The following is a 15,023-nucleotide window of genomic DNA, read 5'->3' as shown; positions in this document are numbered from 1 at the left end:
CGTGCCCAGGTTGGTACAAACATATTAGGAACGTGAGAAAACGCTTTCTTGCGCGATGCAGGATTGCGCTCCGCTTCGAACCCAGAGGCCGCCGGATCGGCCGGGTAACAGCTTTGGAAAGGGACCCTTCATGGTCAACACACCCGAATCAACTACTGCCGGAGAGGCCTCACCAGCCGCCGCCCACGCCGCTGTCGGGGCCGCAGGACGGAGCGGTAAAGCGCGGATTGCCTTGATCGGCACCGGCGGCCGTTCCGAGATGTATATCCGCGCCATCTTCGGCAAGCACGCTGAGACCGCCGAGCTGGTGGCGTTCTCCGACGTGAACCCCGGCCGCGTGGAGTTTTACCAAAAGCTCATCCAGGAACTTGGTGCGCCGGGTCCTGTGGCGTCGTTCGACCCCACGGAACTTACCGCGTTCATCCAGCACAACAACATCGACCGCGTTGTAGTGACCACGCCGGACTACACGCACGCTGACTACATCGTTGAGTCACTCCGCGCAGGGGCCGACGTCGTCGTTGAAAAGCCCCTCACCATTGACGCCGAGGGCTGCCGCCGCATCACCCAGGCTGTGCACGAAACGGGCCGCAACGTGGTGGTCACCTTCAACTACCGCTACTCGCCGCGCAACAGCGCCCTCAAGGAAACCATCCAGAGCGGCGTGATCGGCAAGGTCACGTCCATCGACTTCAGCTGGGTCCTGGACACGGTTCACGGTGCGGACTACTTCCGCCGCTGGCACCGGGAGAAGAAGAACTCCGGCGGCCTGCTGATCCACAAGGCCTCCCACCACTTCGACCTCGTTAACTGGTGGATCGACGACGTCCCCGTGCGGGTATTCGCCTCCGGCGGCCTGAAGTTCTACGGTGACAAGAACGCCGCCGAGCGCGGCCTTGGTCCCCGTCCCGAACGCGGCACGCCCGACGCCGACGCGCCGGCCACCGCCGAAAAGGATCCCTTCACGCTGGACCTGCGGGAGGACGAGCGGCTCAAGGCCCTGTTCCTGGACAACGAGCACTTCGACGGCTACCGCCGTGACCAGGACGTCTTCACCGGCGGCATCACCATTGAGGACAACCTCGCGCTGGTGGTGGAGTACGGGGGCGGCCCGCGCCTGAGCTATTCACTGAACGCCCACAGCCCGTGGGAGGGCTACCGCGTAGCGGTCAACGGCACCGAAGGCCGTGCCGAACTGGAGGTCGTGGAACGCGCAGCGGTCCACTCCAGCACGGACAAGAAGACCGTGGTGGACCCGAGCGCAACACCCATCGAAGAGAATGACGCCATCCGCCGTAATGGTGAACGCCTCGTGGTCCAGCGTCACTGGGAAGCCGCCTATGAGGTGCCGATTGTTAACGGAGAAGGCGGCCACGGCGGCGGTGACGAGCTCCTCCTCTCGGATCTCTTCAACGGCCCGGGCGAGGACCCGCTGGGACGCCCCTCCGGCTACCTGGACGGGCTGCGCTCGGTCTCGGTGGGCATCGCCGGCAACCGCTCCCTTGAGTCCTCCCTGCCTGTGCGCATCGAGGACCTGGACCTCGGCGTCGACCTCCGCCGCGGCAACTGACTCCTGCCAAGGAAACCCGAACGAAGGAACAACCATGAGCAGGATCTTTGTCACCGGCGGCTCCGGCCGCCTGGGCCGCAGCGTGGTGGCCGGGCTCGCCGAAAAGGGCCACCACGTCATCTCGGTGGACCGCGACGCCGTTCCGGCTGACCAGCTGCCCGCCGGCGTCGTGCAGGAAACCGCCGACCTCCTCGCCCCGGGCGAGGCGCTCCGCCTCCTGCGGGAAACTACGCCCGACGCCGTCATCCACCTTGCGGCAATAGCGGTGCCGTTCAGCGCGCCCGAGGAGGTCATCTTCGGCACGAACACGCGGCTCGCCTTTGCCGTCATCAGTGCTGCGACCGAAGTCGGCGTGCCGAAGATCGTGACCGCCAGCAGCCCCACGGTGCTCGGTTACGGCTCGCCCGCGGGTTGGCTGCCGCCGTCGTTCCCGCTGGATGAGCGGACCCCGCCGCGGCCCTGGAACGCCTACGCGCTGTCCAAGCTGATTGCCGAGCAGACCGTGCAGACATTCGCTGCCGCACAGGGTGAAAAGATCCGCTACGCGGCCTTCCGCCCCTGCTTCGTCATCTCACCGGAGGAATGGGCAGGCGCGCCGACGCAGCAGGGCCACACCCTGGCCGAACGGCTGGCGGATCCTTCCCTGTCTGCACCCGCCCTGTTCAACTACGTGGATGCACGGGACGTGGCGGACTTCCTAGACCTTCTGCTGGCGAAAATGCCGTCCATCCCCAACGGAGAGACCTTTTTTGTTGGAGCCGCAGATGCCCTGGCCACCGCTTCGCTGGCGGAACTGATGCCCAGGTTCCTGCCCGGAAGCGAAGCCCTCAGTGCAGGGCTTACCGGCACCAGCCCGGCATTCTCCATCGCCAAAGCACAGGAACTCCTGGGCTGGCACCCCACGCGCAGTTGGCGTACCGAACTCAAGTCCCGCCCCACCCTCAACGACGAGAACTCCGCGCTGGTCAATGCCGGCAGCGGAGCCAAGGAGACCCCATGAAATTCGACGGCGTACTGTTCTTTCCCGTCACCCCGTTCACCGCCAGTGGTGCCGTTGATGTGGAACTGCTCAAGGAACACATCAGCTCCCGGCTCCCGTTCGGCCCCGGCGGCGTTTTCCCCGCCTGCGGCACCGGCGAATTCCACGCCCTCAGCCTTGACGAGGTACGCACCGTGGTGACGGCCGCCGTCGAGGTTGTTGCCGGAAAGGTGCCCGTAGTAGCCGGCGCCGGGGGACCGCTTGGCCACGCCCTGGCGGCCGCCCGCGTTGCCGAGGAAGCCGGCGCCGATGCCCTCCTGGTCCTGCCGCCGTACCTCGTCACGGGACCCACCGACGGGCTCGTGGCGTACATCGAGGCGGTGGCCGGCGCCAGCAGCCTGCCGGTGATTGTTTACCACCGGGGCAACGCCAAGTTCACCGCTGATTCGATGGCCAGGCTGGCCGACAACCCGAAGGTCATCGGCTTCAAGGACGGCCTCGGCGATGTTGGGCTCGCCCAGGAGATCGTCTCCGCAGTGCGCGCCGCCGGACGGGATGACTTTGCCTTCTTCAACGGCCTGCTCACCGCCGAGCTTACCCAGGGCGCCTACCGCGGCCTGGGCATCCCGCTATACTCCTCTGCTGCGTTTGCCATGGCCCCGGAAATCGCCAAGGCCTACTACGACGCCTACAGTTCAGGAGACGAGGACCGCCGCAATGCCCTGCTGGAAGGGTTCTACGCGCCCCTGGTCCGCCTGCGTGACCAGACCCCCGGCTTCGGCGTTTCACTGATCAAGGCGGGCCTGCGGCTCGGTGGACTTCCCGTCGGCTCTGTGCGCCCGCCGCTGGTGGACCCCACCGAGGAGCAGCTGGTGCAGCTGAAGGCCATCCTTGCCAAGGGCTACGAGCTGGCCGGCCGCTGATGGGCGCCCCCGCAGCTGTTGCTGTCCGGACCGGCCCGCGAATCACGGGCCTATCCACCCGGCTCATCACGGTTCCGCTGCGCCGCAGCTGGGGTGCTGAGGCGCCGGAAAACCACGTGATCGTCACGGAAATACAAACGGACGACGGCGGTGCGGGGCATGGTTTTTCCTGGACGCCCACCATCGGCCCCCATGCCGTGAAAGCCCTGCTGGACCACGACATTGCACCGTTCATCGCCGGGCTGCCGGCTAACCCCGAAGTGGTCTGGGACGCCGTGTGGAAACGGCTGCACGAGGCAGGCGGCGGGGGACTGACCACCATTGCCATGGCCGGGGTGGACCTGGCGCTGTGGGACCTCCAGGCCTCCCGGGCTAATACCTCCCTCACCGGACTCCTGGGCCAGCGCCACGAGTCCGCGGAGGTGTACGGCTCCGGAGTGAACCTGCACTACACCCTCGAAGAGCTGGTAGCCCAGACCCGGCGGTGGGTTGCGGCCGGGCACCGGGCAGTGAAAATCAAGGTAGGCAAGCCCGACATCCGCGAGGATGCCGAGCGCGTCGCCGCGGTCCGCTCCGTCCTGGGCCCGGACCGGAAACTGATGATTGACGCCAACCAGCGCTGGGACCTGCCAACTACGCTCAAAGCACTGGACGTCCTGGCCGGCTTCGGCCTGGAGTGGCTCGAGGAGCCCATCCGGGCGGACGACCTCTGGGCGTACCGCAGGCTCCGCAAGCACTCGCCGGTGCCGATCGCCCTTGGTGAAAACCTGCACACCATCTACCGCTTCCGGGATTTCATAGAAGCGGAGGCGGTGGACATCATTCAGCCGAACATCATCCGGGTGGGTGGCATCACACCGTTCCGGCGCATTGTGGAGCTTGCCCGGACCAACAGCATTAAGGTTCTGCCGCACCTGCTCCCTGAGCTGTCCGGCCAGCTGGCCTTGACGCTTGCCGAGCCAACCCTGGTGGAGGACGTGGAGGAGGCATCCTTTGAGCAGCTGGGGATCCTGGCCGGCCCGTCGCCGGTCCGGTTCAGCGATAGTCGGCTGACGCTTACCGACCAGCCCGGGCTCGGCTTCCGCTTCCACGGTGCGGGATAGCAGGCCAGCGCAGGCTGAGCGGCATGCCCGCCGACCACGGCAGACCCTATGAATCCAGCAACAAAGAACAGGTACCCCAAGTGACAACTGCAACCCTTTCCCTGTCCGGGCTGACGGCCGCCGCCACAGAAGCAGCCAAAATCTCGGCCGCAGCCTCCGACGCCGAACGCGCCGCGTGGCTCACCGCGGTGGCTGACGCGCTTGATGCCAACGCCGCGGAGCTGGTGGAGATCGCTGATTCCGAGACGAGCCTGGGGGCACCCCGCCTCACCGGCGAAGTGGCCAGGACCACCGGCCAGCTGCGCCTGTTCGCCCGCGTGATCACGGAGGGTTCCTACCTGGAAGCCGTGATCGACCACGCGGATCCCAACTCCACCCCGCCCAAGCCCGACCTGCGCCGCATCCTGCGCCCCATCGGCCCCGTGGCGGTGTTCTCCGCGTCAAACTTCCCGTTCGCCTTCTCGGTGGTTGGTGGCGACACTGCCTCAGCGCTGGCCGTAGGCTGCCCAGTGATCGTCAAGGCCCACTCCGGCCACCTGCGCCTCTCGGAGCGGACCGCCAAGATAGCCGCCGATGCACTGCGTGCAGCCGGTGCCCCCGAAGGCATCTTCGCCCTGGTCACCGGCCGCGAGGTGGGAACCGCGCTGGTGCAGGATCCCGCCATCAAGGCGGTGGGCTTCACGGGTTCCATCCCCGGCGGCCGGGCGCTCTTCGACCTCGCAACATCGCGCCCGGAGCCCATCCCGTTCTACGGTGAACTCGGCAGCCTGAACCCGGTGGTTGTCACAGAGGCGGCCCTGGCGGAGCGGTCCGGGCAGCTGGCGGAGGGCCTGGCAGCGTCCTTCACCCTTGGCGCCGGACAGTTCTGCACCAAGCCAGGGCTGGTCTTCATACCGGCAGGAACTGACTTTGCCGCCAAAGTGGCGGCTGCCAGCAAGGGCAAGCCCGCCCTGGGAATGCTGACCAGCCGGATCGCCGAGGCGTACCCCGACGGCCTGCGCAGCTTCGCTGCAGTGGAGGGCGTGAATGTGGTCAGCGGCAGCGTGGACCAAAATGCCGTGACGGATGGGGCGGCCCCGGTGGTCTTCTCCACCTCGGCGGCCAAGGTCCTGGAGCGTCCCGAGGAACTGCTGGAGGAGTGCTTCGGCCCTACTACCATGCTCATTGAATACACGGACCGGGAGGAACTCACCGCAGTCCTGGCCAAGGTGCCCGGCAGCCTAACCGCCACGGTCCACGCCCAGCCCGGCGAGGACGTAGCGGCCCTTTTGGAGCAGCTGTCCAGCCTCGCCGGCCGCGTTCTCTTCGACGGTTGGCCTACCGGTGTGGCAGTGAACTGGGCACAGCAGCACGGCGGCCCCTACCCGGCCACCACCTCGCTGTTCACCTCGGTAGGCGCGACGGCGGTCCGCCGGTTCCAGCGTCCGGTTGCCTACCAGGATGCGCCCGAGACGGTCCTGCACCCGGCCCTGCACGAGGGCAACCCGCTGCGTATTCCGCGCCGCGTCGACGGGGAACTCGTACTGCCCCAGTGACGCTCTCTCACTTAATGTCGGTTTAACCAAAACGCTCTCTCAGTCGGTGCCGGGACTACGGCTACGACTGAGAGAGCGTTTTGTGTTTTCCTGCAGTATCTGCAAGAGCGTTGCCTACAGCTGGAGGGTACCCGGCCGTGCCAGCCCGTTGACGGTGTCAACCGGCCACCGCGGATCCACCGTGAGGACCTGCAGGCCCGATTCGGTGAGCTGGACCGTGTCCTCGATCTTGACGCCAGGGCCTGACGGGTTCCAGGTGAAGGCCTGGTTGGGGACCACCGTGTCCGTGGCGGCCGCCGTGACGCGGGGGTCGCGGCCTGCATACCCGGCCGGTCCGCCCTGATGGTGCTGTTCCCACTGCCCGGCGCCGAAACCATGCCGCAGGTAGGCTGCCTGGATCTCGCTGAAAATGCGGTCCAGCCGGGTGCCGGGTACGGTGGCGTCGAAAATGTCGGCTTCCACGGCGGCGATCCGGGCCTCGGCGTCGTGCTCTTCCGGGGTGCCGGCGTCGAACCTTACCCAGCGGGTGATGTTGGCCACGAGGCCGTCCCTGCGTGCGCACACCACGGCCATGGCGCGGCGGCCCAAGGGCGAGTGGGTGGCCAGCGGGTGCCGGAAACCGCTGCGGCTGCTCCCGTTGCACAGCAGGACCAAGGGCTCGGCGCCGGCGGCGACAACCCTGGCGGCCAGGGCAGATACCAGCTCAAATTCGGTGGTTTCGGGGCGGGCCGCGGAGAGGACGTCCGTCATGATGGCTGCGACGTCGGCGCTGAGGCCGGAATAGCGTGCGCTCTCGGCCGGGAGCAGCTGCTGGCGGGCTGCGCGCAGCTCAGCGGCTACTGCTGCTTCGGCCAGCGGTGTGGAACCTCCGGCAGTGCCGACGGCGGCCGTTGCCTCGTGCAGGTTGCCGTACCAGGGCACCGAATGGAGGGTTACCCCGGATGGCAGTTCTTCGGCGGCGATGCGCCCGGCCTCGTTGTTGAACGTGACCAGGTGGTCGGCGTCGCGGTCCACGAGGATTGCCGCGATGGGATCACCGGCCAGGCTGATGTGCATGCGGCTGCCGTCCAAGTACCAGGTCAGTGCCGTGTTGGTGGTGAGCAGCAGGGAATCCTGGCCCTTGGCGTCGAGGATATCGAGCACACGGCGCCGTTTGATGGCGCGGTCCGCTACGGAGGCGGGGGCCACACGGAGGGCTGGAGCCGGAACGGGTTCTGTTGGAACCGGGTCCAGCATCGCAGTCCCGCTCCCTCTGCCCGGAAGCTGTGAGCTGTCTGCTGTTGTCTGGCTCATGAACGGTTCCCCTGCCGGTTGATCAATGCTTCGATGTCTGCTGTGCCCAGAATGCCGTCGGCCACAAAAACGGTGATGCTGCGCTGCACTGGAACGCCCGGTTCAGCGATGACGGGGGTATCCCAGGCCAAGGACTGGCCCACCCCCGGGTAACCGTCCACCCGGACGAACCAGGGGTCGGTGGAACCTTCGGCGGCTACAAAAACGAGGGTGGCGCTGCCGTTTGGTGTGCCGTCCCCATCTGACCCGTCGTGGAGATCCCCGGCCGCGAACTTTCCGGCCCAAGCCAGCCATGGCGACACGGAGCCGTGCACCCCGGCTTCCCCGGCGCCGGCGGACGTCCACACCTTGCCACCGTCACAAGCGGGCAGCCGCCAGAAGAATCCGCCGTACCCGCCTTCGTGCCGGCCGTTCGAGCCGGGGCTGCCCAGGCTGACTGGCCGGTCACCGGCAGGGGAGAGGGCGAAATGCAGGGACAGCTGCCAAGCGGACGAGCTGAGGCCGGACCACGTCCAGGTCCGGTCCTCAACCAAAACCGGGATGCCGTCGGGGCCGTTCCAGTTCAGGGTCTCCTGCAGCCGTCCTCCCTGGCCGCCAGACCCGGTGTCTGTTTCTGCAATGGATAGCTCCGTGCTGCTGATGGTGCCATGGTCCGCGCGCCAGACATACTGGCCTGCCTCCCGGGTATAGGTCCGGCCGCCCCAGAAGTTGACGCCGTCCACATCCTGCAGGGCCACCCCCACACCTAGATGCCACACGTGGTCCAGCGGCTGGTGGTCCGTCACCACGGTGCCCTGGAGGGTCCGGACCGGGTGCAGGTAAGGACGCGGTGAAGAAATGGCGCGAATGCGGCGGCCGTCCTGGTACTCCGCCACCGGCTTGCCGTCCAGCGTCAACGTCCGGACCGAGGACAGTTCCCGGGCCCACGGCACGCCCAGCTCAGCGAACGTGGCCTGCGCCTTGACGGCCCGCTCGATCAAGGGGCCAATTCCCTGCACTACCGGATGGGCGTCGTCGCCGTCGCCTTCCCATGTGATGTGGTCCGGGCTGATGGCCTGCGGGGCGGGCGCGGTGCGGATGGCCTCCAAAACCTTGGTGAACGCGCCGGTCTCTTCCAATGAGCACAGCAACGGGGCGCCCGTGGACCGGGCCTCCAAAAGGTTTTCCAGCAGATCGCTGCGGCCAAAAGTTTCCCGGCGCTCGCCGCCGGCAGTGGTGATGACCACCTCGTCCTCGGTGTAAAAAAACGTGATCTCGCCCCTGGTTCCGTGCATAGTGACGGAGGGCGGCTCCTGCACCGGGGCACACAGAGTCAGTCCGCAAAGCAGCGTGGTGCCCCCGGTGGTTCGGACGCGGATGATGGAGGTGTCGTCGCTTTGAGTCCCGTGCGCCCGGTACAGGTCCGTCTCCACCGACTCCACGTCCGCGAGCGTGTGTGCCCCGGCCATGCGGAGGGCGGTGGCCACGGCGTGGGCCAGTGCGTTGGTAGCCACACCGTCCACCACATCGATGCCGTCGAGGCTCCGCTTTCCGGCCCACCGGGAACGTTTGAAATAGGCCTTGTTCCGCACCCACTGGCCTGTGGCGCTTAAGCCGAGGACATCACCAATTCTGCCGGCTTTCACCAGGTTCCTGATGGCAGGCAACGCGTGGGACCCGAGGCTCTGGAAGCCCACCTGGACCAGCCGCCCGCCAGCGCCGGCAGCTGCCAACACCTGATCAAACTGGCTGAGGGACGCCACCGGCGGCTTCTCCACGTAAACGTCCTTGCCGGCAGCCAAGGCCGCGAGGGCCAGGGGTGCGTGCGTCTGGATGGGTGTGGCAAGAATAACGACGTCGACACCCGGGTCCGCTGCCAGCAGCTGCGCCAGGTCATCGAAGACAGCTACCGGCCCGGCAAGCTGTCCTTCCGCCGGCGGATTGGGATCGGCCACCGCCACCAACTTCAGGGCGCCGGCTTCCTCGAGCCGGGCCAAATTGGCAAGATGGCGTTCCCCGAAACCATGGACGCCCACCAGGGCTATCCGCGGAAGAGCCGACGGTTCGGAAGCTGCCGCCTCAGTGCCTGGAGCAGTCTGGCCGGCCGGGCGGGTGAGATTCTCCGCGGTGGCGGACTGTTGAGTCATCAGGTTGTTCCTTGAGGGCCGAAGGTGGTTTGGAAGTCATTGGTGCCGGCAGTTGCGGCGCCGGACGCGTTGCGCTGCCCGCGGTGCAGCGCGGCGGACAGGAAGTCGAGCGCTTCCTCCTGCATAGGGGCCGTGAAAGCGTGGCCGCCCGGCCAGAAGCTTCCGGTGTAGCTCCCATGCGGGTGCAGCGACTCCAGGATGCGGTGGGCTTCGCGCATGCCGTCCTCGGGAAACAACTCATCGGCCAGGGCGTACTGAACCAGGAGTTGGCTGGCCTCCGAACTTGCCGTGAGCTCCGGCCAGTCACCCAGGCGCCACAATCCCGGCGTCTGCAGCAGCCAGGAATGGGCGTCCAGGTGGGCTGGAAGAAGTGACTGGAAAGTGGTCATCATGCACGTCACCACGTAGCTGCGGATCCGTGGACTGAGCGCGGCAAGCGCCAGGGAGCGGCCACCGCCACCGGAGAACCCGATGCAGCCCAGCCGGTCCTGGTCCACGCCGGGCAGTCCGGCGAGGACCTCCAGGGCAGCCAGGTCGTCATGGGCCACCATGCCGGCCAGGCTGGTGCCCAGCAGGCCGGCCGTCTTGGCCACAGTTTCCTCGTGGAACGCAGCGGCGGCGTTGTATTCATCCGCATCGGAAGGCACGACGCCGTCCTCCCGCCACCGGGCCTGCCTCGCCGCAAGGGCCGAAGCGGTCCGCCACGGGGGAGTGGAGAGGTCGAACCGGCGGCTGCCCCAGGCGAAGGTGTCGTGGGCGAGGACGGCGAAGCCCCGCCGGGCGACTTCGGTGGCGAGGGCACGCCCGTCGTAGTGCCCTGCCCGTGCGTTTTGCGCGGAAGGATGGGACTCCGGAAGCTCCACCAGCCGGTCCGCGCCGCCGAATTTGTTCCCGCCGTGGCAGTGCAGGGCAAGGACGCCGGGCAGGGCATGCGTACTGCCGGCCGGCCTTATCAGCCAGGCGGTTGTCCGGGGGCCGAAACCCACCTCCCAGCTGAGCTGGGAGGTGGTGACGCCGTCGTACGTCTCCTGCCAGTGCACTCTCACGTCCGGTCGCTGCGGCGCGCCCGGCACCCCGAGCGCGTCTGCCAGTTCCTGCGCCGCCGGAGTGGCGGCCTGGTACCGGGGGCGTTGCTGAGTGTAGGCAGGCCAGTCCCCGTAACCGGGGATGGCGCTGGGCCGCGCCGGCCGGGCATCGATGGCCGGTGGAGCGAGACTGTTCAATGGCCTGCCTCCTGTACTCAAGTTGTTGTAGGGGTAGCGCTGCGTGGCTGGCCCACGTTGCCAATATTCCGGCTGCTCTTCCGCAGCCAGTCGAAGCCGGCGCCAAGCTGCAACGTGTACGGTCAGCCTTAGCGACTTGTCGGAGACTAACATCAGTGTCCTGTCCCTCAGCGTGCGTTCTCGCGTCGGTCTGCACACGATGCAGAAAGCGGTTTCTCAAAAACTAACAAAGGGCTATACAAGAGTCAAGAAAGCGTTTACTTTGGTACGGAGCCGCATTTGAATCCGGACCACCGACAAGGCGGAAACACCGGATGATCGCCACTCCTGGTCCACTTCTGACAGAAGCGCAGCCGGAGTGGCGCGCGTCCCCAAATCGCCCGGCGATACCAAAACGTGGAGGCCACGATGACCAAAGGAGACCACATGGCCGCTAAGCACATACCCAGGGCACCGCGCCCGGCTGGAAAGCCGGCTGCAGCGGGCCTGCCGTACGGAACGGGGTTGCCGCAGTGAGCGCCATCAGTGAACTCAGCTCTATCTCCCGGCGGAAGGGTAAAGCCACAGCTGAGGAGAAGAAGGCCAACAGCCGCGATAACAAGGCGGCCTACATCTTCCTGCTGCCGTGGCTGGTGGGCCTGATCGCGATCACCATCGGCCCCATGCTGATGTCCCTTTACTTGTCCTTCACGGACTACAACCTCCTTCAGCCGCCCGAATGGGTCGGGCTGGATAACTTCACCCGGATGCTCACCGACGCGCGGCTGCACAACTCGCTCGGGGTGACCTTCGCCTACGTATTCATCGGTGTCCCGCTCCAGCTCGCCGTGGCGCTGTTGATCGCTTTGGTCCTGGATAAGGGCCTGCGCGGACTGCCGTTTTACCGCTCGGTGTTCTATTTGCCGTCCCTGTTGGGCGGGTCCGTAGCCGTTGCCATCCTGTGGAAGCAGATCTTCGGCACCACCGGCCTGGTCAACCAGGTATTGGCGATGTTCGGCATCCAGGGTCCGGGCTGGATCTCAGATCCGAGCACCGCTCTTGGTTCCATCATTCTGCTGCACGTGTGGACCTTCGGTGCCCCCATGATCATTTTCCTGGCCGGGCTGCGGCAGATCCCCACGATGTACTACGAGGCCGCGAAGGTTGACGGCGCCACTACCCTCCAGCAGTTCTGGCGGATTACCCTGCCGATGCTGAGCCCGATCATCTTCTTCAACCTGGTGCTGCAGATCATCGGTTCGTTCCAGTCGTTCACCCAGGCGTTCATCGTCTCCGGCGGCAACGGCGGGCCCTCGGACTCCACGATGTTCTTCACCCTGTATCTCTACCAAAAGGGCTTCGGGCAGTTCGATATGGGCTACGCCTCCGCGATGGCCTGGCTCCTGCTGGTCATCATCGGCATCTTCACCGCCATCAACTTCATCGCTTCTAAGTATTGGGTTTTCTATGACGACTAACCTGGAGATGCTGCCCACCGCGGACAAGAAGTCCGCCGGTCCCGGCAAGCCAACGCACCGCCGCAAGCCCAAAGTCCGTGAGTCCCGCGGCACCCTGGCCTTCAGCCGGGCCCAGCGCAGCAAAGCACTGATGAAACACGCCATCCTCATCCTGGCCGGGGTACTGATGATTTACCCGCTGCTGTGGATGGTGGTGTCCTCGCTGCGTCCCAACGAACTGATCTTCCGCGAGCCTGGCCTGTGGCTGAACAGCCTGGAGATGAGTAACTACACCTCAGGCTGGTCGGCCCTGACCCACCCCTTCGGGCACTACATGATCAACTCCGCCATCGTGGTGATCGGCTCGATCCTGGGCAACCTGATTTCCTGCTCGATGGCCGCCTACGCCTTTGCCCGGCTGCAGTTCACTGCCAAGAAGCTGCTGTTCGGCATCATGCTGCTGACCATCATGCTCCCGTTCCACGTGGTGATCGTCCCGCAGTACATCCTGTTCTCGCAGATCGGCTGGGTAAACACTTTTTGGCCGCTGATCGTGCCCAAGCTGCTGGCAACCGAAGCGTTCTTCGTCTTCCTGATGGTCCAGTTCATCCGCGGCATTCCCCGCGAACTGGACGAAGCCGCCAGGATTGACGGCGCTGGCCACCCCCGCATCTTCCTGCGCGTCATCCTGCCCCTGATGGTCCCGGCCCTGGCCACCACCACCATCTTCACCTTCATCTGGACCTGGAACGACTTCTTCGGCGCCTTGATCTACCTGACGGACCCGGACATGTTCACCGTCCCCGTTGCACTCCGGGCTTTCGTGGACTCACAGTCCGCCACGAGCTGGGGCTCCCTGTTCGCCATGTCCATCGTGTCCCTCCTGCCCGTTTTCCTGGTCTTCCTCTTCGGCCAGCGGTTCCTCATCAAGGGCATCGCCACCACAGGCATCAAATAGCCCTTACCGGGTTGGCCTTGGCCGGCAGGCTACTGCCGGCCAAGGTGTGGTGGACGCGCCCGGGGTACTCAGCGGGCCATCTGCAACCACCCAAAACAGTCGACAGAAACTCCTTGTAAGACAAGTTCAGGACTTGTAGTATTAGCTCCAGAAAGCGGTTTCCCGCCTTCACGCTTTCCCTCCCGCTCCTGGTTCGTTCCTCATCATCCCCTCGCACCTGATCAACCCATGATCAAAGAAGATCGGAGTACCCAGTGCCGCTTTATCCCCGCCCTGCGTCTGCTGCCAAGCCATCGGCAGATACACCGTCCAAGGGCGCACGCCGTCCGCTACGTAAGACCGGCCTCGTAGCAGCGGCTGCCGCCGTCGTTATGGCCCTGAGTGCCTGTGGCGGGGGAGCAGCTTCCGAGAGCGCCGATGGACCCGTCGAGCTGCGCTTCTCCTGGTGGGGAGGCGACAAGCGTGCCCAGCTGACCCAGGAAGCCATCAAGCAGTTCGAGGCCGAAAACCCGAACATCAAGATCAAGCCCGAGTTCGGCGACTGGAGCGGTTATTGGGACAAGCTGGCCACCCAGGTGGCCGCGAATGATGCGCCGGACATCATCCAGATGGACGAGAAGTACATCACCGAGTATTCCAGCCGCGGTGCCCTCCTTGACCTTTCCAAGTACGAGATCGATACCTCCAAGCTCGACGAAGCGGCCCTCAACGCCGGCAAGAGCGAGGACGGACTGACCGGCATTGCGGCAGGCATCAACGCCGCCACCATCCTGGCCAACCCGAAGGTCTTCGAAGCTGCCGGTGTCCCGCTGCCCGACGACTCCAAGTGGACCTGGGACGACTTCGAAAAAATTGCCACCGAAATCACGGAGAAGTCCCCGAAGGGTACATACGGCGCCGCCGCCTACGGCACCGATGAGGCTTCCCTCGGTGTTTGGCTCCGCCAGAACGGCAAGTCCCTGTACACCTCCGAGGGCAAGCTGGGCTTTGAACCGAGCGACATCGCCGAATGGTGGGAATTTCTGAAGCAGCTCAGCGAGAACAAAGCGGTCCCCACAGCGTCCGAGGTAGTGGAAGCTGAAGCCGCTCCGCTTGACCAGTCCGGACTTGCCACCGGCAAGAACGGCATGGCCTTCTGGTGGTCCAACCAGGCTCCTGCTTTGGAAAAGGCATCCGGGGCCGACTTGAAGATCCTGCGCTTCCCCACCAAAACCGGATCCGCCGCTGATGCCGGACTTTGGTACAAAGCATCACAGTTCTGGTCAGCTTCCTCACGCACCAAGCACCCGGAGGAAACCGCAAAGTTCATCAACTTCCTCACCAACAACGTCAAAGCCGGCGAAACCCTCCTCGCCGACCGCGGCGTGTACCCGAACTCAGATGTCCGTGCAGCGATCGAATCCAAGCTGACCCCTGCGGACGTCAAGGTGGTCAAGTTCATCGACCAGATCAAGGATGAGCTTGGTGAGGCCCCCGCGCCGCCGCCGAAGGGTGCCGGTGCCATCCAGGAAATCATCAAGCGCTACACCTCCGAAGTTCTCTTCGAACGGCTCTCCACGGAGGAAGCGGGCAAGAAGGCACACGCCGAGATGGCGTCCGCTATCAGCAGCTAGATTTCACGCAGCCAACAACACCGCTTTGGACGTTGTGGGGGATGCCTCCCCCATAACGTCCGACGGCGGGCGGCAGCTCCGTCCCGGTGGGAACCTTTGGGTTCCTGCCGGGACGGAGTTGTTTAAGGGCGGCCGCTACGGCCACGGAGACCAGTTCCCTAGGTGGAAAACATGACGTCATGCCATCTCGCCTAAGTTTGCCTGGTGGCGGGTGCCTGGTGCCTGGTGCCTGGTGGCTGGTGGGAAGAGGCAGCGGAGGAAGCG

At 65.5% G+C, this 15,023-nt stretch carries 11 protein-coding genes; 8 read left to right on the top strand and 3 right to left on the bottom strand.

The window, feature by feature from the left end:
• Window positions 1–130: 130 nt before the first annotated feature.
• From AC5RT4_RS07505 to AC5RT4_RS07485, 5 genes are all read left to right on the top strand, one after another.
• Window positions 131–1,570 (top strand): Gfo/Idh/MocA family oxidoreductase, encoded by a 1,440-nt coding sequence (locus AC5RT4_RS07505; RefSeq protein WP_494105351.1) that lies wholly within the window; start codon window positions 131–133, stop codon window positions 1,568–1,570.
• Between the two features lie 34 nt (window positions 1,571–1,604).
• Window positions 1,605–2,570 carry an NAD-dependent epimerase/dehydratase family protein gene (locus AC5RT4_RS07500; RefSeq protein WP_494105350.1) on the top strand — a complete coding sequence of 322 codons (966 nt, stop codon included), beginning with the start codon at window positions 1,605–1,607 and terminating at the stop codon, window positions 2,568–2,570.
• Window positions 2,567–3,472, top strand: a complete 906-nt coding sequence (locus AC5RT4_RS07495) for a 5-dehydro-4-deoxyglucarate dehydratase (protein ID WP_494105349.1) — start codon at window positions 2,567–2,569, stop codon at window positions 3,470–3,472. Before AC5RT4_RS07500 ends, AC5RT4_RS07495 begins: the two co-directional genes overlap by 4 nt.
• Entirely contained in the window at window positions 3,472–4,575 is a 1,104-nt protein-coding gene (locus AC5RT4_RS07490; protein WP_494105348.1) for a mandelate racemase/muconate lactonizing enzyme family protein, read from the top strand. Before AC5RT4_RS07495 ends, AC5RT4_RS07490 begins: the two co-directional genes overlap by 1 nt.
• 80 nt (window positions 4,576–4,655) lie before the next feature.
• Window positions 4,656–6,110 (top strand): aldehyde dehydrogenase (NADP(+)), encoded by a 1,455-nt coding sequence (locus tag AC5RT4_RS07485; protein ID WP_494105347.1) that lies wholly within the window; start codon window positions 4,656–4,658, stop codon window positions 6,108–6,110.
• Window positions 6,111–6,224: 114 nt separating this feature from the next.
• Here the strand turns inward: AC5RT4_RS07485 and AC5RT4_RS07480 are convergent, their stop codons facing one another.
• The 3 genes from AC5RT4_RS07480 to AC5RT4_RS07470 are packed head-to-tail and all read right to left on the bottom strand — an operon-like array spanning window position 6,225 to window position 10,752.
• A complete protein-coding gene (locus AC5RT4_RS07480) occupies window positions 6,225–7,346 on the bottom strand; it encodes a M24 family metallopeptidase (protein ID WP_494105383.1) in 1,122 nt (373 codons plus the stop codon).
• A 53-nt stretch (window positions 7,347–7,399) separates the two neighbouring features.
• Window positions 7,400–9,529: a DUF6807 family protein gene (locus AC5RT4_RS07475; protein ID WP_494105346.1), complete on the bottom strand. Its 2,130-nt coding sequence runs from the start codon at window positions 9,527–9,529 to the stop codon at window positions 7,400–7,402.
• Window positions 9,529–10,752 carry an acetylxylan esterase gene (locus tag AC5RT4_RS07470; RefSeq protein ID WP_494105345.1) on the bottom strand — a complete coding sequence of 408 codons (1,224 nt, stop codon included), beginning with the start codon at window positions 10,750–10,752 and terminating at the stop codon, window positions 9,529–9,531. Before AC5RT4_RS07470 ends, AC5RT4_RS07475 begins: the two co-directional genes overlap by 1 nt.
• A 512-nt stretch (window positions 10,753–11,264) precedes the next feature.
• Here AC5RT4_RS07470 and AC5RT4_RS07465 point away from each other — a divergent pair.
• The 3 genes from AC5RT4_RS07465 (at window position 11,265) to AC5RT4_RS07455 (ending at window position 14,759) form a co-directional block, all read left to right on the top strand.
• A complete protein-coding gene (locus AC5RT4_RS07465; RefSeq protein WP_494041477.1) occupies window positions 11,265–12,209 on the top strand; it encodes a carbohydrate ABC transporter permease in 945 nt (314 codons plus the stop codon).
• Entirely contained in the window at window positions 12,199–13,146 is a 948-nt protein-coding gene (locus AC5RT4_RS07460; RefSeq protein ID WP_494105344.1) for a carbohydrate ABC transporter permease, read from the top strand. The genes AC5RT4_RS07465 and AC5RT4_RS07460 overlap by 11 nt, the downstream gene beginning before the upstream one ends.
• Window positions 13,147–13,400: 254 nt before the next feature.
• Entirely contained in the window at window positions 13,401–14,759 is a 1,359-nt protein-coding gene (locus AC5RT4_RS07455; protein WP_494105343.1) for an ABC transporter substrate-binding protein, read from the top strand.
• Window positions 14,760–15,023: the final 264 nt, after the last annotated feature.

It is taken from the genome of Arthrobacter sp. sptzw42, assembly GCF_059089685.1.
This window is presented reverse-complemented; position numbering and strand designations above follow the sequence as displayed.

Bases quoted from the DNA above. Each gene is read 5' to 3' on its own strand.
- AC5RT4_RS07490 (WP_494105348.1), top strand. From the start codon at position 3,472: ATGGGCGCCCCCGCAGCTGTTGCTGTCCGGACCGGCCCGCGAATCACG.
- AC5RT4_RS07475 (WP_494105346.1), bottom strand. From the start codon at position 9,529: ATGACTCAACAGTCCGCCACCGCGGAGAATCTCACCCGCCCGGCCGGC.
- AC5RT4_RS07500 (WP_494105350.1), top strand. From the start codon at position 1,605: ATGAGCAGGATCTTTGTCACCGGCGGCTCCGGCCGCCTGGGCCGCAGC.
- AC5RT4_RS07460 (WP_494105344.1), top strand. From the start codon at position 12,199: ATGACGACTAACCTGGAGATGCTGCCCACCGCGGACAAGAAGTCCGCC.
- AC5RT4_RS07505 (WP_494105351.1), top strand. From the start codon at position 131: ATGGTCAACACACCCGAATCAACTACTGCCGGAGAGGCCTCACCAGCC.
- AC5RT4_RS07495 (WP_494105349.1), top strand. From the start codon at position 2,567: ATGAAATTCGACGGCGTACTGTTCTTTCCCGTCACCCCGTTCACCGCC.
- AC5RT4_RS07480 (WP_494105383.1), bottom strand. From the start codon at position 7,346: ATGCTGGACCCGGTTCCAACAGAACCCGTTCCGGCTCCAGCCCTCCGT.